This is a genomic window from Pedococcus soli (assembly GCF_054782575.1).
Map to the genome: position 1 here is coordinate 1,023,957 of NZ_BAAGSF010000004.1, position 18,125 is coordinate 1,042,081.

General features: G+C 71.8%; 18 protein-coding genes. 14 read left to right on the forward strand and 4 right to left on the reverse strand.

The window, feature by feature from the left end; genetic code table 11:
* Positions 1–18: 18 nt before the first annotated feature.
* Positions 19–1,950 carry a GTP-binding protein gene (locus ACYVKF_RS10895; protein ID WP_460966427.1) on the reverse strand — a complete coding sequence of 644 codons (1,932 nt, stop codon included), beginning with the start codon at positions 1,948–1,950 and terminating at the stop codon, positions 19–21.
* Positions 1,951–2,183: 233 nt separating this feature from the next.
* Here ACYVKF_RS10895 and ACYVKF_RS10900 point away from each other — a divergent pair, with 233 nt between their 5' ends.
* The 7 genes from ACYVKF_RS10900 to ACYVKF_RS10930 all read left to right on the forward strand — a co-directional run bounded on the left by ACYVKF_RS10900 (position 2,184) and on the right by ACYVKF_RS10930 (position 6,799).
* Complete coding sequence (locus ACYVKF_RS10900) at positions 2,184–2,858, forward strand: TrmH family RNA methyltransferase (protein WP_460966428.1); 675 nt, start codon at positions 2,184–2,186, stop codon at positions 2,856–2,858.
* Between the two features lie 55 nt (positions 2,859–2,913).
* Positions 2,914–3,273: a YciI family protein gene (locus ACYVKF_RS10905; RefSeq protein WP_460966429.1), complete on the forward strand. Its 360-nt coding sequence runs from the start codon at positions 2,914–2,916 to the stop codon at positions 3,271–3,273.
* Positions 3,274–3,283: 10 nt separating this feature from the next.
* Positions 3,284–3,646: a YciI family protein gene (locus ACYVKF_RS10910; RefSeq protein ID WP_460966430.1), complete on the forward strand. Its 363-nt coding sequence runs from the start codon at positions 3,284–3,286 to the stop codon at positions 3,644–3,646.
* Positions 3,643–4,005, forward strand: a complete 363-nt coding sequence (locus ACYVKF_RS10915) for a YciI family protein (protein ID WP_460966431.1) — start codon at positions 3,643–3,645, stop codon at positions 4,003–4,005. Before ACYVKF_RS10910 ends, ACYVKF_RS10915 begins: the two co-directional genes overlap by 4 nt.
* Positions 4,002–5,270 carry an RNA polymerase sigma factor gene (locus ACYVKF_RS10920; protein ID WP_460966432.1) on the forward strand — a complete coding sequence of 423 codons (1,269 nt, stop codon included), beginning with the start codon at positions 4,002–4,004 and terminating at the stop codon, positions 5,268–5,270. Before ACYVKF_RS10915 ends, ACYVKF_RS10920 begins: the two co-directional genes overlap by 4 nt.
* Before the next feature lie 102 nt (positions 5,271–5,372).
* Positions 5,373–6,398: a class II fructose-bisphosphate aldolase gene (gene fbaA, locus ACYVKF_RS10925; RefSeq protein ID WP_056916271.1), complete on the forward strand. Its 1,026-nt coding sequence runs from the start codon at positions 5,373–5,375 to the stop codon at positions 6,396–6,398.
* Positions 6,395–6,799 (forward strand): DUF3151 domain-containing protein, encoded by a 405-nt coding sequence (locus ACYVKF_RS10930; protein ID WP_056919354.1) that lies wholly within the window; start codon positions 6,395–6,397, stop codon positions 6,797–6,799. Before fbaA ends, ACYVKF_RS10930 begins: the two co-directional genes overlap by 4 nt.
* Positions 6,800–6,860: 61 nt before the next feature.
* Here ACYVKF_RS10930 and ACYVKF_RS10935 read toward each other — a convergent pair whose 3' ends face one another.
* Positions 6,861–7,412: a hypothetical protein gene (locus tag ACYVKF_RS10935; RefSeq protein ID WP_460966433.1), complete on the reverse strand. Its 552-nt coding sequence runs from the start codon at positions 7,410–7,412 to the stop codon at positions 6,861–6,863.
* 370 nt (positions 7,413–7,782) lie between these two features.
* Here ACYVKF_RS10935 and ACYVKF_RS10940 point away from each other — a divergent pair, with 370 nt between their 5' ends.
* The gene (locus tag ACYVKF_RS10940) at positions 7,783–8,622 is read left to right on the forward strand and encodes a helix-turn-helix transcriptional regulator (protein WP_056916274.1); all 840 of its coding nucleotides are present in this window, start codon (positions 7,783–7,785) and stop codon (positions 8,620–8,622) included.
* Between the two features lie 97 nt (positions 8,623–8,719).
* Here ACYVKF_RS10940 and ACYVKF_RS10945 read toward each other — a convergent pair whose 3' ends face one another.
* On the reverse strand, positions 8,720–10,219 hold the full coding sequence (locus tag ACYVKF_RS10945; RefSeq protein WP_460966434.1) for an AAA-type ATPase lid domain-containing protein: 1,500 nt from the start codon (positions 10,217–10,219) through the stop codon (positions 8,720–8,722).
* A gap of 208 nt (positions 10,220–10,427) precedes the next feature.
* Here ACYVKF_RS10945 and ACYVKF_RS10950 point away from each other — a divergent pair, with 208 nt between their 5' ends.
* The 6 genes from ACYVKF_RS10950 to ACYVKF_RS10975 all read left to right on the forward strand — a co-directional run bounded on the left by ACYVKF_RS10950 (position 10,428) and on the right by ACYVKF_RS10975 (position 15,679).
* Complete coding sequence (locus ACYVKF_RS10950) at positions 10,428–11,471, forward strand: amidohydrolase family protein (RefSeq protein WP_460966435.1); 1,044 nt, start codon at positions 10,428–10,430, stop codon at positions 11,469–11,471.
* Between the two features lie 3 nt (positions 11,472–11,474).
* Positions 11,475–12,263, forward strand: coding sequence for an iron-sulfur cluster assembly protein (locus ACYVKF_RS10955; protein ID WP_460966436.1), 789 nt, complete (start codon positions 11,475–11,477; stop codon positions 12,261–12,263).
* Positions 12,260–13,294, forward strand: a complete 1,035-nt coding sequence (locus ACYVKF_RS10960; protein ID WP_200947809.1) for an NAD(P)-dependent alcohol dehydrogenase — start codon at positions 12,260–12,262, stop codon at positions 13,292–13,294. Before ACYVKF_RS10955 ends, ACYVKF_RS10960 begins: the two co-directional genes overlap by 4 nt.
* A gap of 43 nt (positions 13,295–13,337) precedes the next feature.
* Positions 13,338–13,835 carry a DUF1097 domain-containing protein gene (locus ACYVKF_RS10965; RefSeq protein WP_056916276.1) on the forward strand — a complete coding sequence of 166 codons (498 nt, stop codon included), beginning with the start codon at positions 13,338–13,340 and terminating at the stop codon, positions 13,833–13,835.
* Positions 13,836–13,868: 33 nt separating this feature from the next.
* Positions 13,869–14,201 (forward strand): putative quinol monooxygenase, encoded by a 333-nt coding sequence (locus tag ACYVKF_RS10970; RefSeq protein WP_460966437.1) that lies wholly within the window; start codon positions 13,869–13,871, stop codon positions 14,199–14,201.
* 176 nt (positions 14,202–14,377) lie between these two features.
* A complete protein-coding gene (locus tag ACYVKF_RS10975; protein ID WP_056916278.1) occupies positions 14,378–15,679 on the forward strand; it encodes an adenylosuccinate synthase in 1,302 nt (433 codons plus the stop codon).
* Between the two features lie 118 nt (positions 15,680–15,797).
* On the opposite strand, the gene ACYVKF_RS10980 is transcribed toward ACYVKF_RS10975, so the two are convergent.
* Positions 15,798–18,032 carry a HelD family protein gene (locus ACYVKF_RS10980; protein WP_460966438.1) on the reverse strand — a complete coding sequence of 745 codons (2,235 nt, stop codon included), beginning with the start codon at positions 18,030–18,032 and terminating at the stop codon, positions 15,798–15,800.
* Positions 18,033–18,125 lie beyond the last annotated feature (93 nt).

Genomic DNA, 18,125 nt, shown 5'->3' on the forward strand with positions numbered 1-18,125 from the left:
GCGCCGGCTGAGGCCCGGTCAGTCGGCTGGCCAGGCCCGCTTCACCCGGGTCCAGTCACGCACCTGGGCGAACGGGTCGGGTCGGGCCCGCGAGCGCTCCGGGGGCGGGCCGGTGACGGGCGCGTGGTGGTCGAGGACCGTGGTCAGGACGGCCTCGCCCCGGGTGAGGTGCGGCAGGCGCTGCGCCAGGCCGTGCACCTCCCCGGCCGGGACGTCACCGCTGAGCACCGCTGCGGCGCCCAGCGAGCGGTCCGGCACGCGGGTGGTGTGGGGCACCGCCCGGTGGTGGGGCAGCTCGGCCAGCACCACGCCCACCAGGTCCTGGGGCACCTCGAGCTCGAACCGGTGGACGGGGACGCAGACGACCGTGCCGGCCCGTGCCAGCGCCTCGGCGAGCACGAGCCGGGCCAGGCTCCGGAAGTCGGCAGCCGTGCTCGACATCTTCTTGTCGAAGCCCGCGTGCATCGCGCTCTGCCGCGGGTAGTAGCCCGAGTGCGTCACGACGACCCGGCAGTCCGGCACCGCCCAGCCGTGCACCGCCTCCCCGAGGGTGAGCCCGGCCCCCTCCCGCACCGCCGCGAAGAAGGCCGGCGGCATCGACCCCAGCTCCACCTCGAGGTCGAGCTCGATGCCGTGGCCGACCTCGGCCGGTTCGACCCGCAGCCCCACGGTGGCGAGGAACGGGTTGGGGCTGACGTCGATGAGCTGGTGCGCGGCGGCCACCGCCCGGACCCGCTCGACGCAGATCGGGGTCGTGGGTCGGAACGTCGCCGCGACGCCGTGGTCCTCCTCGAGGAACGTCGCGATGACCTCCTTCTGCACCTCGCCGTAGAGCGAGAGCGCCACCTCGCCGCGACCGTCGTCGAGCCGCAGGTCGATGAGCGGGTCCTGCTCCGCCAGCTCGGTGAGGGCGGTGAACAACAGCCCCCGCTGTCGCGGGTCGACGGGGTCGACCACGGTCTCCAGGCTGGGCCGCCCCAGCTCGACGTCGCGGGTCCCCTGCCCGTGCGGACCGAACCGGTCGCCGACGCGGGTCGTGGTGGGGCCGCGGAGCACGGCGATCCGCCCGGCCTGCACTTGCCGGGCGCGCTGCAGCCCGTCAGGTCCGAACACCTCGACGCCGGTCACCCTCTCGGGCTCGCGGCCCGCCAGTGCCAGCCGGTCGCGCACCCGGAGCGTGCCGCGCCTCAGGCGCACGTAGGTCAGGCGAGTCCCCGAGGGGGACCGGTCGAGCTTGAACACGGTGCCGGACGGCGCCTCGAGGGCGTCGTCCGCGGGCGCGAGCGCTGGGCCGTTCTCCTCGGCGACGAGGTCCGTGAGCGCGTCGAGCAGGGCCGGGACACCCGCCCCCGTGATGGCCGACCCGAAGACGACCGGCTGGACGCGGGCCGCCCGCGTCCCCTCCCGCAGGTCGGCCTGTTCGCCGTCGGACGCGGCGAACGACAGGTATGCCGCGTGCGGGCTGCCGGGGGCGTCCGCGGCACCGAGCGGGACCGCCCCCGCCGTGAGCCGTTCGCCCACCTGGGCCAGGACGCGGTCCGGGTCGGCGCCGGCGCGGTCGAGCTTGTTGACGAACAGCAGGGTCGGCAGCCCCAGCCGCTGCAGCGCGCGCATCAGCACGAGGGTCTGCGCCTGGACCCCCTCGACGGCGGAGACGACGAGCACGGCGGCGTCGAGCACCGCCAGCGACCGCTCGACCTCGGCGACGAAGTCCGAGTGCCCCGGGGTGTCGACGAGGTTGACGAGGGTGTCGTGCCACTCGAAGGACGCGACGGCGGAGCGGATCGTGATCCCACGGCGGCGCTCGAGCTCGAGGGAGTCGGTGCGGGTGTCGCCGGCATCGACGCTGCCCGGTCGGTCGAGCACCCCTGCCTCGTGCAGGATCCGTTCGGTCAGGCTGGTCTTGCCGGCGTCAACATGCGCCACGACCCCGACGGTCAACGTACGCAACTGCCTTCACATCCATTCGGTAGGTGGGTACCTGGCGGGACGTGGAAGCAGCTCGCATGGGTTTCTCCGGTCTGGTGTCGGTGGTGCGTACCCACTCATGGCAGCAGACCCACCCCGCAGGCGACAACGGGTTTTCGGGCTGACCCGGAGTGACCCGGGAGTGACCCCGGAGCGACCCGGGCTGACCCGGGAGTGACCCCGGGGCGGCGCCGGGCGCGCCTAGGGTGGGACCCGTGAGCGAGCAGACCCCCGACGTCGAGGTGCCGGACGTCGAGGTGGGGGTCGGTCCCTGGGCCGGCGAGTGGCCCGTCGGTGACCACTGGGACCCCGACCTGCTGCGCGAGGGGGACCGGCGCAACGTCGTCGACGCCTACCGCTACTGGCGGCACGAGGCGATCGTCGCCGACCTCGACACCCACCGCCACGACTTCCACGTGGCCGTCGAGAACTGGGGCCACGACTTCAACATCGGCTCGGTCATCAGGACCGCGAACGCCTTCAACGCCAAGGCCTTCCACATCGTCGGCAAGCGCCGCTGGAACCGTCGCGGCGCGATGGTGACCGACCGCTACCAGCACGAGCACCACCACCCGACCGTCGACGACCTCATCGCCTGGGCCGTCACCGCGGGGCGGGACGAGCAGGGGCGTCCGCGCGCCATACCGCTGATCGGGATCGACAACCTGCCGGGCTCGGTGCCGCTGGAGACCCACGACCTGCCGCGCGAGTGCGTCCTGGTGTTCGGGCAGGAGGGGCCGGGCCTCTCGGCGGAGGTTAGGGAGGCGTGCGAGGTCGTGCTGCACATCGAGCAGTTCGGCTCCACCCGCTCGATCAACGCCGGGGCAGCGGCAGCCGTGGCGATGCATGCCTGGGTCCGGAGACATGTTTTCGGGCAGGCTGTCGATTAGCGAAGAGCTCGTGCGTCATCAGGGTGGAAGCACCCCACCGATGAGAGGACCAGCCATGACCGAGTACCTCGTGCTCCTGCCGAGCCCCGAGGCCAGGTACGCGACAGCGACCGACCAGGAGAAGCAGGACCTGCACGCCGCCCACACGGAGTTCGTCCAGCTCCTCGCCGAGCGCGGGCACAAGATGACCGGCGGCGCCCAGCTCACGCCGTCCCCGATGGCCAGGGTCGTGCGCGGCACCTCGCTCGACGACGTGACCCTGACCGACGGTCCCTTCGCCGAGAGCGCCGAGCAGGTCGCCGGCTACTACCTGGTCGAGTCGGACGACGTGGAGGACCTGGCCCGTGTCTGCGGCCGACTCCTCGCGACGCCGTTCCACCCGGCCGTCGAGATCCGCCCGACCGTGGGCATGTGAGGAGAGCGCCGTGACCGAGTACGTCGTGTTGATCGTGGGGGACGCCGAGCGCTGGTGGACCACCATGAGCGTCGAGCAGCGCACCGCCGGGTATGCCGAGTACAACCGCTTCGGTGAGGAGCTCGCCAAGCGGGGGCACAAGATCACCGGCGGGGCCGAGCTGCACTCCTCGAAGGAGGCGCGCAGCATCCCGGCCGGCGGCGGCAGCCCCACCGACGGGCCGTTCGCCGAGGTGACCGAGCAGGTCGGCGGTTTCTACCAGGTGGAGACCGAGGACCTCGACGACCTCGTGGACTGCTGCCAGATCATCGCCGCGCTCGGCGACGGCATCGAGGTCCGACGGGTGGTCAAGCCCGAGGACCGTCCGTCGTGAGGTACGTCGTCCTCATCGCCTACGCGCCGGGGCGGTGGGAGGCGGCCGGGGCCGAGGAGCGGCAGGAGTTCTTCGAGGCCCACCACGCGTTCGAGCGGTTCGTCGACGAGCGGGGCCGACGGCTCGAGAGCGCAGCCCTGTGCGACGCCGACCTGGCGACGACGATCCGGCACGGTGAGGACGGCACGCCGGTCGTCACCGACGGCCCGTTCGTCGAGCTCACGGAGCAGGTCGGCGGCTACTACGACGTCGAGCTCCCCGACCTCGACACCGCCATCGCGGCCGCGAAGCTGCTGCCGAGGTCGTACACCGTCGAGGTGCGCCCGACCGTGCAGGTCGAGGGGTACCAGAGCCTGTGACGTCCCTCCCTCCGCACGACCCGGCCGACCTGCTCGCCCGGGTCGTGCGCGAGGAGTGGGGGCGCCTGGTGTCCCTGCTCCTCGCGCGGTTCCGTCGCCTCGACCTCGTCGAGGACGCGCTCGGCGACGCCGTGGAGGCCGCCGCACGGCGCTGGCCGCAGGACGGGGTGCCCGACAACCCGGTCGGCTGGCTGCACACCACGGCACGGCGCCGGATCCTGGACCGCCTCCGCGGCGAGGCGATGGCCCAGCGCAAGGTGCCGCTGCTCGTGGTGGCGTCCGAGGAGGGAGGGGTGGTGAGGGCGGACCCGGGTGACCTCGTCGAGGACGACCTGCTGCGGCTGGTCCTCATGTGCAGCCACCCTGCTCTCGACCCCGCGGCCGCCAGCGCCCTGACCCTGCGGCTCGTGCTCGGTGTCGGGACGCCCGACGTGGCGCGGCTCTTCCTCGTGCCGGAACCGACGATGGCGGCCCGGATCACGCGGGCCAAGAAGAAGATCGTCGCCGCCGGCATCCCCTTCTCCGTGCCCTCGGCCGCCGAGCTGCCCGAGCGCCTCGACGTCCTGGCCCAGACCGCGTACCTCGCGTTCACCGCCGGGTACGCCCCGGGAAGCGGCCCGGACGCGGTCCGCACCGAGCTCGCCGGCGAGGCCATCCGCCTCGTGCGCGTGGTGCTCGGCCTGCGCCCCGGTGAACCGGTGCTCACCGCGCTGCTCGCCCTCATGCTGCTCCAGCACTCGCGACGGGACGCGCGCGTCGACGCCACCGGGGCGATCGTGCTGCTGCCCGACCAGGACCGCAGCCGGTGGCACCGCGACGAGGTCCACGAGGCGCTGGCGCTCCTCGACTCGGCCGTCCTCACCGGACCGGTCACCGTCCAGACCGCCGGGTATGCCGTGCAGGCCCGGATCGCGGCCGAGCACGCGACGGCCCCAGATGCCCGCTCCACCCGCTGGGACCGGGTCGTCGCCCACTACGACACGCTGCTCGCCCTCGCGCCGACCCCCAGCGCCCAGCTCGCGCGGGCGGTCGCCGTGGCCGAGTCCGACGGTCCCCTGGCCGGGCTCGCCCAGCTGGACGGTCTCGACGACCAGCTCCCGCACAGCCACCGGCTCCCCGCCGTGCGCGCCGAGCTGCTCAGCCGCGCCGGCGACGACGAAGGCGCCCACGCGGCATACGCGCTCGCGATCTCGCGCTGCGCGAACGACGCGGAGCGGGCGCTGCTCACGGCCCGCCTCGAGGCCCTGGACGCCGCGCCCGGCTGAGACACGGGTGTCGCCGGCGGCGACCGACGTGGAAGGATCGGTGGCGACGCAAGGCCTTGCTGCCCTCGCCGTGCCCGTCGCCGTGCCAACGAAGGAGAGACCATGCCCATCGCCACCCCCGAGGTGTATGCCGACATGCTGGACCGCGCGAAGGCAGGCTCCTTCGCGTACCCCGCCATCAACGTGTCGTCCTCGCAGACGCTCAACGCCGCGATCCGCGGGTTCGCCGAGGCCGGCAGCGACGGCATCGTCCAGGTCTCGACCGGTGGCGCGGAGTACCTCTCCGGCCCGACGGTCAAGGACATGGTCGCCGGCTCGCTGGCGCTGGCCGCGTACGCGCACGAGGTCGCGAAGAACTACGACGTCAACATCGCGCTCCACACCGACCACTGCCCCAAGGACAAGCTCGACGGGTTCGTGCGCCCACTGCTGGCCGCCTCGGCCGAGCGGGTCAAGGCCGGCGGCACCCCGTGGTTCCAGTCGCACATGTGGGACGGCTCGGCCGTGCCGCTCGACGAGAACCTCTCGATCGCACGTGAGCTGCTCGACGCCTGCAAGTCCGCCCACGTCATCCTCGAGATCGAGGTCGGCGTCGTCGGTGGCGAGGAGGACGGGGTCGCCAACGAGATCAACGACAAGCTGTACTCCACGCCGGAGGACGCCATCGCCACGGCCAAGGCCCTCGGCACCGGTGAGAACGGCTACTTCATGACGGCCCTGACCTTCGGCAACGTCCACGGCGTTTACAAGCCGGGCAACGTCAAGCTCAAGCCCGAGGTCCTCAAGGCCGCGCAGGACGCCGTGCACCGGGAGTTCGGCACCGCCGACGAGAAGCCGTTCCACCTCGTCTTCCACGGTGGGTCCGGCTCGACCGCCGAGGAGATCGCGGCCGCGGTCGACTACGGCGTCGTGAAGATGAACATCGACACCGACACGCAGTACGCCTTCACCCGTCCCGTGGCCGGCTACATGCTGACCAACTACGAGGGTGTCCTCAAGATCGACGGGGAGGTCGGCAACAAGAAGCAGTACGACCCGCGTGCCTGGGGCAAGGAGGCCGAGGCCGGGATGGCTGCCCGGGTCGTCGAGGCCTGCCAGCACCTGCGATCGGCCGGCACCCACGCATGAGCGACAACCTGCTCGGCATCCCCGAGACCCGGCTGCCCGTCGACCCCGCAGCACGCCTGCTGGACGACGGCGTGGCTGCCGACCAGGTGGCCGCGGCGCACCCCACGTCGTCGCTCGCCTGGGCGACGCTCGCCGAGGACGCCCTCGCCGATGGCCGCACCGTCGAGGGTTACGCCTACGCCCGCACCGGCTACCACCGGGCCCTGGACTCGTTGCGCAAGAATGGTTGGCGCGGGCAGGGCCCGGTGCCGTGGGAGCACGAGCCCAACCGCGGGTTCCTGCGTGCGCTCGCCGCGCTGGCCAAGGCCGCCGGAGCCATCGGCGAGACCGACGAGCAGCACCGGTGCACCGAGTTCCTGCGCGACTCCTCGACCACCGGGGCGCGCGAGCTCGGCCTCTAGGTCACCGACCTGCCCGCAGTGGGCGGGTCGTCGAGGGCGTGGGCGCACGGCGCCCACGCCCTCAGTGCTGGAAGACCACCTCGGTGACCGCGTGCGGCTGCCCCAGGGAGGCAAGGTCGTTGCGGAGTCGAACCTGCATCGTGTACTCGTCGCCCTGCCAGGTGCAGTAGCTCGAGCCGGCCGCCCCCTCGCAGCGGACGAACCTCGGCATGGTGTCGACCCGGCTGGCGAAGGCCGCCTTGACCGACGCCGGGGTCCCGAGCTGGTCGGCCCGGGTGCGGTCGTCGTCGACCCAGGCCTTGACGAACGCCGTGCCGTAGTCCTGCGCCGATCGAGGGATGGCGGGGGCGTCCTTGGCTGCCGGCGGCGTGGTGGGCGACGGGTCGATGTGCGGGGTGCGAGTGGGGGAGCCGGCGGTGACGGTGACGGTGACCGTCGTGGGGCTCGGTCCAGCGGTCGAGCTGGTGGACGAGGGGCTCGAGGTGGTGGACGAGGGGTTCGAGGTGGCCGACGAGCCGGACGCCCCACCCGGGCTGCCGCAGGCAGCGAGCACCCCCACGACGAGCAGTCCCGCGGTGGCGGTCAGGGCGGTGGTCGTGCGCTGGCTGGTCATCGGTCTCCCCTGTCGTGCGGTCCGGGCGCGTGCCCCCTCACCCTCGTCGACGCCATACGGGGCCGTGGGGTTGGGTGCCCCGTGGTCGTGACGGGTGCGTGCTGCCCGGTCGTGACGCATCGGTGGACCGGCGGAGGGGCCCCCAGCGAAGCCCCACGCAGTGAAGCCGGGGGGTGGGATCCATCGGATCCCACCCCCCGGCGTCGCCCCCCTGCGGACTGGTCCGGAGACCGGCCCTGCGTACCGCCCGTCTGGTCGTCCCCTGCCGATTCGACGAGCTGGCGGACTCATTGTGCCCTGCCGTACCGGCGGGCAGGTGGCACTATGGTGTCAATGGCCAGATGATGACGAAATGTCGGGGGAGGGGCCTGTGACCAGCAAGGACGTACCCGCGCACGAGCTCGAAGCCCTGTTCGCGGACCCGCTCGAGCGCATGCACCGCATCCTCGAACGCGGGGAGCGCAACCTCGAGGTGCGTCGGGCCGAGCTGGCCGAGGTGCGCTACGCGTTGTTCGAGCTCGCCGCCCACCCCGCGACCTCGGCCGCCAGGGGGCAGGTGGTCCTCGAGGCGCTCCCCGCGCACCTCGCGCCACCACTGCTGCGCCACCTCATCGACGCCACCACGACCATCGCCCGCAACTGTGCCCTGAGCATCGACATCGGTTCGGGCACCGACGCCGACAACATCCGCAACACCCAGTCCCTCATCAGCAGCGGTGCCTTCCGCCAGCAGACCATCTACCCGATGGACATCCTCGACAGCGAGGCCGGTCGGGCGTGGGTGCGGTCGTGGGCCGATGCCGGGGAGGAGCAACGGGTCAGCCTCGTGCCGCCCAGCGAGTTCGCCATCTTCGACGACCAGGCGCTGGTCGCGGTCGCGGAGTGGGCCAACCCCGCGGCCGACTACGTCCTCATCCGGGACCCCATGGTCATCGCGGCGTTCACCGCCCTGTTCGACCGCTCGTTCGCGCGGGCCCTGCCGATCGCGCCCGAGGGGCCGGGCAACGACGACGACGCCGAGCTGGTCCGCCTGCTCGAGCTGGGTCTGAAGGACGAGTCCATCGCGCGCTACCTCGGGTGCAGCCTGCGCACCGTCCGGCGGCGGATGGCGCAGCTGATGGACCAGTACGGCGTGCAGACGCGGTTCCAGCTCGGCGTCGCCGCTGCGCGGGCCGGACTCGTCGCCCTCGACCGCTCCACGGACCGGTAGCCCTCACCTCCTTCATCCTCTCGCGAGCGGCGTCGACCCGGGCCGGTCGGGACCTCAGGCGTCGGGACGTCGGCGTCGGGACCTCGGCGTCGGGACCTCAGCCGGGCCGCGTCACCCCGTAGTAGCGCAACTTGCGGTACAGCGTTGCGCGGCTCATGCCGAGCCGGGTGGCGGCGTCCCCGACCGACGCGGGGTGACCGGCCATGACGCGCACGATCTCGTCGCGCTCCACCGTCTCCATCCGCGTCAGCCGGTGCCCGCCGGGAGCGGAGAAGACGGGCGGGAGGTGGCGGACGTCGATGGTCTCCGCCCTCGTCGCGGCGTCGTGGACGACCGCGACGAGCTCGTCGACGTTGCCGGGCCAGTCGTGGGCGAGCAGCGCCTGCTCGGCGGCGGCGGTGAAGTCGACCTCGCGCATCCGGGCCTGGTGCGCGGCCCACCTGGCGAGGAGCAGGAGGTCCTCGCCCCGTTCACGCAGGGGCAGGACCGGGACGACGGTGTCGACCAAGGGGCCGAGTGGCGCCGGAACGGCGTCGAGGTCGACGGCGGTCACCGCCCACGTCAACGGGTGCACACCCTCCGGAGACCTCTGCTGCAGGGCGGCCACCGCCCGCTGCCGCAGCTCGTGGGCCGCCCACGCGGGGAGGCGGTCGACGTTCTCGACGACGACCGCGGTGTCGGGCTTGGCGAGCTCTGGGGTCCAGAGGCTCAACCAGGCCTCGACGTCCTCGGGGGCCGGGACGTCGGCGCTGAGGATGCGGATCCGTGGGTGGGCCCGGCGCAGGGCCTGACCCAGCAGCGTCGCCCGCCCGGACCCGGGCTCGCCCACCGCGGCCACGACCCGGCCGGAGCGCAGTGCCGCGCAGGCGGCGTCGAGCGCATCCACCCACGGCGCCGACATCGCCCGCACGGTCCCGGCCGCGGGCTCGAGCCGTGCCCGCTGGACCCGGAAGACGCCGCCTCGGGTCGCGGGTCGTGGCGTGCGCCCGCTCGACCGGGCGAGCATGAGCGCACTGGTGGTGCTGGCGGCCGACTCCGCCAGGGCGAGCAGCAGGCCCGCGGAGGAGCGCGACCACGTCGTGATGTTGACGCAGCCCTCGAGCTGGCCGCCGACGGGGTCGATCACGGGCACGGCAGCACAGGTGTAGGTGCACAGGCTCGCGCTGTAGTGCTCCTCGGCGCGGACCAGGGTGGGCGAACGGTCGGCGAGCGCGAGGCCGAGGCCGTTGGTGCCGGCCTCCCGCTCCGAGAAGGCGAACCCCGGTGCGAGGTGCACCCTGTCGAGCGCCCGCAGCAGGCTGGTGTCACCCGAGAAGCGGTTGAGCACCAGGCCGTCGGCGTCGGTCAGCATCAGGCTGAGCGGCTCGTCGGCGAGGGTCTGGTACAGGTTGGTGAGGACCTCGTGACCGCACTCGCTGAACAGCGAGTCGGTCACGGGTGACCCGGCCCACACAGGCTCGACCTCCTCGAGGGACACGCCGTACTCCGCGCTGCGGCGCCACGACGCGAGCAGGCGCTTGGACGGCGCGGCGACCGCGCCCACGCCCGGGGGCGCGGTCGCGCGCTGCGGCAGGGCCGCGTCGTCCTCGGCGGTCACCCTCGACCTCCTCTCGCTGGTCCGACGGTAGCTCCGCCACGCCCGGATGACGAGGGTCGCCGTCTCAATGTGAGACGAGCGGGTCGTCTCACATTGAGACGCCGACCCCCTCCCGGCCGGATCGATGCCTGCCTAACTTCGGGAGCACCCGGGACGACGACGTCAGGGGAACGGTCCGCGACGACGAGGTCGCGGGAAGGAGAAGTCCATGTACACCAAGGACGGCGAGAGCTACTTCATCGTCGACGCGCACATCGCCCTGTGGGACGCGCGTCCGGAGAACCTGCGCAACGAGCACGGCAAGCAGTTCATCGACTGCTTCTACGACTACCACCGAAACCTGTCCCCCGAGGGCGAGGTGTGGAGCTACGAGGACTACCTCTACCAGGGCGGCCAGCGCCTCATGAAGGACCTCTTCGAGGACGGGTACGTCGACCACGCGATCTTCCAGCCGGCAGCGCTGACCGAGTTCTACAACACCGGCTTCGGTCAGACGAAGGAGGCGTACGAGCTCGCCGCCGCCAACCCGACCAGGCTCACGTACAACCACAACTTCGACCCGCGCAACGGCGAGCAGGGGCTGGACCAGCTGCGCGCCGACCACGAGGCGATGAAGTTCACCGGAGTGAAGCTGTACACGGCCGAGTGGCACGGTGAGTCCCGGGGTTGGAAGCTCACCGACCCTTGGGCCTACCGGTACCTCGAGGAGTGCCGCAAGCTCGGTGTCACCAACATCCACGTGCACAAGGGCCCCACGATCCGCCCGCTCGACCGGGACGCCTTCGACGTGGCGGACATCGACGCCGTGGCAACGGACTTCACCGACCTCAACTTCATCGTCGAGCACGTCGGCCTCCCCCGCCTGGAGGACTTCTGCTGGATCGCGACGCAGGAGCCGAACGTCTACGGCGGCCTGGCCGTCGCGATGCCCTTCATGCACACCCGCCCGCGCTACTTCGCACAGATCCTCGGCGAGCTCCTCTACTGGATCGGCGAGGACCGGATCTTCTTCTCCAGCGACTACGCGATCTGGACCCCGAAGTGGCTCGTGGAGCAGTTCGTCGACTTCCAGATCCCTGCGGACCTGACGGAGTACGCCCCGCTCACGACCGCGCAGAAGAAGAAGATCCTCGGTCTCAACGCGGCGAAGATGTACGGCATCGAGGTGCCCGCGGAGCTGCGCCTCCCGGAGGCCGACACCACCGAGACCGGCCCGCGCGACCCGGCCGCGGCCGACCTGGCGACGGTCTGAGCGATGACCGTCCTCACCGACCGGCCGACGGTGTCGAGGGCTGTCGTCCGCCGCGCCCTCGACACCGTCATCGACCCCGAGCTCGACGAACCGGTCACCGACCTCGGTTTCGTCCGCTCGGTCGACATCGACGGCGACGACGTCACGGTCCACCTGCGGCTGCCCACGTCGTTCTGCTCGCCGAACTTCGCCTACCTCATGGCCTCCGACGCCAAGGACGCCCTCAGCGCACTCGACGGTGTCGGCGTGGTGGTCGTCGAGCTCGACGACCACCACGACTCGGCCCTCATCAACGCCGGGCTGGCCGCCGATGCCGGGTACGTCGGCACCTTCGGCCACGAGGCGGAGAGCAGCCTCGACGAGCTGCGGATGACCTTCCGTCGCAAGGCCCACACGGCCGCCGCGGAGCGGGTGCTGACCGAGCTCCTGCGCTCGAAACCCACCCTGCCCGAGAGCATGGTGGGTTCGGTCCGGCTGCGACACCTGGGTCCGGGTCGCACGACCGAGGCGCTGCTGCGCCGGCGGGAGGCCCTCGGCCTGCCCGACGACCCCGACGCGCTGGTGCTCGTCGACCACGAGGGTCGCGGGTACTCGCCGGACGAGGTGCCGATGGCACTGCGCCGGGCACGGTCGACCCGGATCTCGATCGACGGCAATGCGCACTTCTGCCGGGGTCTGCTGCGGACCCGCTACGAGGGGTCGGGTGCGGACCAGGCGCCTCGCCCCGACGGTGCGGAGCCGGCAGACCACCACCACCTGATCCCCGTGACCGTGAAGGAGATTCCCCGATGAGCACCATGCGAGCCGTCCAGGTCGTCGCTTACCACGAGAAGCTCGAGATGACCGAGGTCCCCGTGCCCGAGGCGCAGGGTCCGTGGGACGTCGTCGTCCGGATCGGCGGAGCCGGAGTGTGTCGTACCGACCTGCACATCCTCGAGGGTCAGTGGGCCGAGAAGTCCCAGGTGACCCTGCCCTACACGATCGGCCACGAGAACGCCGGGTGGGTGCACGCGGTGGGCTCGGCCGTGACGAACGTCAAGGAGGGCGACAAGGTCATCCTCCATCCCCTCATCACCTGCGGCCTCTGCCGCGCCTGCCGCTCCGGCGACGACGTCCACTGCGAGAACAACGCCTTCCCCGGCATCAGCACCAACGGGGGGTATGCCGAGTACCTGCTCACGTCCGCCCGTTCCGTCGTCCGCATCGACGACTCCCTCGAGCCCGCCGACGTGGCCGCACTCGCGGACGCCGGGCTCACGGCGTACCACGCCGCTGCCAAGGCGGCCCGCCGCCTGACCCCGCGCGACACGTGCGTGGTCATCGGCGCAGGAGGCCTGGGGCACATCGGCATCCAGGTCCTCCGGGCCCTCTCGCCCGCCCGTCTCGTCGTCGTCGACCGCAACCAGGCGGCGTTGGACCTGGCGACCACGATCGGGGCTCACGAGGGAGTGCTCGCCGACGGCGGCCAGGTGGACGCGGTGCTCGGGCTGACCGGTGGCTTCGGCGCCGAGGTGGTCGTCGACTTCGTCGGGGAGAACGGATCGACCTCCGAGGGCATCGCCATGACCCGACAGGCCGGCGACTACCACGTCGTCGGCTACGGCGAGAACGTCGACGTCCCCACCATCGATCTCGTTTCCACCGAGAAGAACGTCGTCGGCAACCTCGTCGGGTCCTACAACGACCTCCAGGACCTGATGGCCCTGGCGGCGACCGGGGCGGTCACGCTGCACACCCAGAAGTACGCGCTCGACGACTTCCAGCAGGCGGTCACCGACCTCGACAACGGCGACGTCCGCGGGCGCGCCATCCTCGTGCCGTGACCCGGCCGGAGCCCCACCCACCACTCGGACAAAGGAGTCCGTCATGAAGAACTACCTCGGCGTCGCCGTGTCGATCGGCGTCCTCGCAGCAGTCTGGACCCAGGTCAGCGTCAGTCTCGACCTCGTGACCTGGGTCGGGTTCCTCGCCTGGGCCTGCTACTTCGCCGCCGGCACGGGGCGCGTGGGCTTCACCCGCGGCCTCGCGGCAAACCTGTCCGGGCTGGCGTACGGCTGGCTGGTCGCCGCGTTCATCGGTGTGGCGTCGTTCCCCGGCGCCCTCGCCATCGCCGTGGGCGTCGTGGCCGCCCTCATGTGCCTGCAGGCAGGATGGTCGACGCTCTCGTTCATCCCCGGGGCGTTCGTCGGCGCCGCCGCCTACTTCGGCACGGCCTTCTCCTTCTGGCCCACGGCGATCGCCCTCGTGGTGGGTGCCCTGCTCGGCTGGGCGTCCGGGGTGCTCGGTACCCGGCTGCAGGTGGCCGTGGACGGACGCACGCGGACGACCGAGCCCCCGGTCGCCCCGGCCCAGGCCGCGGCCTAGGTCAGTCCAACCCCTACCCAAGGAGCGAACCCGATGATTCTCATCACCGTGAAGTTCCCGATCCGCGAGGACAAGCTCGACGAGTGGGGCGAGCTGTCGTCCTTCTACGCGAAGGCCGTCAACGAGGAGCCCGGGTGCGTGTTCTTCGAGTTCTCCAAGAGCCTCACGGAGCCGCAGACGTACGTCTGCATCGAGGGTTTCCGTGACTCGGACGCCGGCCGGGAGCACATGGGCCAGGAGCACGTCGCGCGGTTCATGACCGAGATGCCGGACATCGTCTCGGCCCAGCCGCAGATCATCTACGTCGACGCGGACGAGGTGACCGGCTTCGGTCCGATGGGGGAGATCTCGCCCCGCGGGTCCTGACGGTGCCCATCGGCCCCGCCGCAGCCGGCGCGGCGGGGCCGACGCCACGGCTGCGTGGTCGCCGGTGCCCGGCCTCCCCACGGACCGGTAGCCTTCACCGGTACGGGCCCCGCGCTGTACGCGAGGGGCTCGCTGCATGACCGCAGGACAACCGTAGTGATGGAAGAGGTGCTGGTATGCCGGCAATCGTGCTCGTGGGCGCGCAGTGGGGCGACGAGGGCAAGGGCAAGGCGACCGACCTCCTGGGCAGCGACGTCGACTACGTCGTGAAGTTCAATGGTGGCAACAACGCCGGTCACACGATCGTCATCGAGAAGGACGGCAAGCGCGAGAAGTACGCGTTGCACCTGCTGCCCTCCGGAATCCTCACGCCGACCTGCACCCCCGTCATCGGCAACGGCGTGGTGGTCGACCTCGCAGTCCTGTTCGAAGAGCTCGACGGGCTCGAGGCCCGCGGCGTCGACACCTCGCGCCTGCTCGTCAGTGCGAGCGCGCACATCATCGCGCCGTACAACCGGGTCCTCGACAAGGTCACCGAGCGCTTCCTCGGCTCGCGCAAGATCGGCACGACCGGTCGCGGCATCGGCCCCACCTACGCCGACAAGATGTCCCGCAACGGGATCCGCGTCCAAGACCTCTTCGACGAGAAGATCCTGCGCCAGAAGGTCGAGGCCGCCCTGGCCTTCAAGAACCAGATCCTCGCCAAGATCTACAACCGTCGCGCCGTCGAGGTCGACGAGGTGATGGACGAGCTCCTCGGGTATGCCGAGCGGTTGCGTCCCATGGTCGCCGACACCTCCCTGGTCCTCGAGAAGGCGCTCAACGAGGGCAAGACGGTGCTGCTCGAGGCCGGCCAGGCGACCCTGCTCGACGTCGACCACGGCACCTACCCGTTCGTCACGTCGTCCAACGCGACCGCCGGTGGCGCCTGCACCGGTTCCGGCATCCCGCCGACCCGCGTCGACCGGGTCATCGCGATCCTCAAGGCGTACTCGACCCGTGTCGGCGAGGGGCCCTTTCCCACAGAGCTGTTCGACGCCAACGGCGAGTTCCTGCGCAAGACGGGGGCCGAGTTCGGGACGACCACCGGCCGCCCGCGTCGCTGCGGCTGGGTCGACACCGTGGTCGGCCGCTACTCCACCCGGATCAACGGCACCACCGACTTCGTCATCACCAAGCTCGACGTGCTCACGGGTCTCGACACCGTGCCGGTCTGCGTCGCCTACGACGTCGACGGGGTGCGGCACGACGAGATGCCGGTCAACCAGACCGACTTCCACCACGCGAAGCCGATCTACGAGGAGCTGCCGGGCTGGTGGGAGGACATCACCGAGTGCCGCAGGTTCGAGGACCTGCCGGCGAACGCGCAGGCCTACGTGCTGCGCCTCGAGGAGCTCATCGGCGCCCGCGTCTCCGCGATCGGTGTCGGCCCCGGCCGCGACGAGATCATCAGCCGCCACTCCCTGCTCGGCGACTGACCCTCGGCCCTGCGCCTCACTCAGCACAGGTTGCTGCCCGAGCCGTAGGCAGCAGCGTGACCCCGCTGCAGCAACCTCTGCTAGCAGAGGTTGCTGCAGGACAGGCGGGCTCGACCTGTCAGGCGGGTCGCAGGACGGTCATGCGGTGCGCGGCTCGGGTCAGCGCGACGTAGAGGACCCGCACGCCACCGGGTGACTCGGCCGTGATCTCGTCCGGGTCGACGACGACCGTGGCGTCGTATTCGAGGCCCTTGGTGGACATCGGGTCGATGACGACCACGCGGTCGCCGAGCTCGCCGACGGCGGCCAGCGCCGAGTGGTGGCGTTCCGGGGTGATCACGGCGATCGAGCCCTCGACCTCGCCGAGCAGCACCTCGACGGCCTCGGTGGCCACCGCCGCCCAGTCGCCGTCGCCGACCGTGAGGTCGAGGGGGTGCGCGCCGGTCTCACGGACGGCCTGCGGGATGTCGGCGTCGGGGACCTGCGCCTTCACGACCGAAGCCGCGTAGTCGAAGATCTCGCGAGCGTTGCGGTAGTTGGTGTCCATGTGGAACAGCCGTCGCTCCTGCGTGCCGAACGCCTCCTCCCGGGCGCGCCCCGACTCGGCGGCGTCGGGCCACGAGGCCTGCGCGGCGTCGCCGACCACGGTCCACGACGAGTAGCGGCCGCGGCGGCCGAGCATGCGCCACTGCATGGGGGAGAGGTCCTGCGCCTCGTCGACGAGGACGTGGGCGTACTCGCCGGGGCCCTCGACCCGTCCCTGCAGCAGCCGTTCGCGCGGGTCGGTGACGGCGATCCGGGACCAGGCGTTGGCCGAGCCCGCTCCCGACTGCCGGGTGGCCCGCACCTCCGCGACGCCGAACTGCGAGACGTCGTCGAGCTCCTCGATCTCGTAGAAGCCGCGCTCCTCGACCGCGGCTTCCTGGACCGACCCCATGCGGGCGGCCAGGTCGTCGACGAGGGCTGCGTCGGCCACGGACCAGGTCCCGGTCCGCAGGGCCTCCCGCATGGAGGCTGCGAACGCCTCGCACTCGTGAGTGGTCAGCACACCGCGCCCGTGGCGGGTGGCCAGCTCGGGGTCGGCGAGCCAGAGCAGGACCTCGCGCGGGTCGACCTGGGGCCACCAGCGCTCGAGGAAGGCGTCCACCTCGAGGTGGTCCTCGAAGTGGTCCATGAACTCGCCCCGGTCGCCCTCACGGACGCTGTTCCAGGCGGCCTCGGCCAGCTGCGCGCGGACGGCCTTGGCCGCCAGGTTGCGCTGGTGGCTGCGCAGGACCTGGGCGCGGATGCGGTCGAGGGCAGGGGTGTCGATGCGGACGGCGTTGCCGCCCACGAACGCCCGGAACTGTGTCGGCGCACCGGGAGGGCTGTCGGCGGCGGCCCTCGACAGGAGGCGTCGCACGCGCAGGGACCCCTTGACCGCCGCGACCTGGGGGCTGTCGAGGCGCACCGCGGTGACCCCGTCCACGACGTCGCCGAGGGAGCGCAGCGTCACCGACTCCTCGCCGAGCGAGGGGAGCACGCGCTCGATGTAGGCGGTGTAGGCCGACGACGGCCCGACGACGAGGATCCCGCCGTTCTCGAAGCGGCGCCGGTCGGAGTAGAGCAGGTAGGCGGCCCGGTGCAGGGCGACGACCGTCTTGCCGGTACCGGGTCCGCCGGTGATCTCGGTGATGCCGCGGGCGGAGGCGCGGATGGCCTCGTCCTGGTGGCGCTGGATCGTGGCGACGATGTCGCGCATCTGGGCGCCGCGGCTGCGGGTCAGCGCCGCGAGCAGGGCGCCGTCGCCGACCACGACGAGGTCGTCCGGTGCCTCGGCCACCATGAGGTCGTCTTCGACGCCGACGACGTCAGGGCCCTTGCAGCGCAGCACCCGGCGGCGCAGGACGTCCATCGGCTCCACGGGGGTGGCGCGGTAGAAGGCCGCCGCTGCCGGCGCGCGCCAGTCGACGACCAGCGGCTCGTAGTCGTCGTCGCGGACGCCGAGCCGGCCGATGTAGCGGGTCTCGCGGTCGCTGTCGGCGCCTTCCTTGGACAGGGCGTGGTCGAGGTCGAGCCGGCCGAACACCAGGCCCTCGAACTGCGTGTCGAGGGTCGAGCGGCGTCGGGCGGCGTTGAACACCAGGGCGTCGCGCTCGAACAGCCCGGTCAGCTCCTCGTCCCGGACGTCGCCCGTGCGGTCGGTGCGCCCCCGCGCGAGCCCGTCGGTCTCGACCAGGCCCGCCCGGAGCTTGGCCTTCGCGAGCTCGGCGTAGACGACGTCGACGTGCGCCTGCTCGACGGCGATCTCGCGCGCCACCTCGGCGGTGGTCGCCTTGTTGGAGGTGGAGGACTGGTGATCCGGAGCGGTCACGGTGGTGACTTTCTTGTCGAACGGCCTGCTCGTCCCGCAGAGAACGCACGAGTCTAGCCCCGCGTCCCCGGGCGTCTTCGCGCCATCCCACGC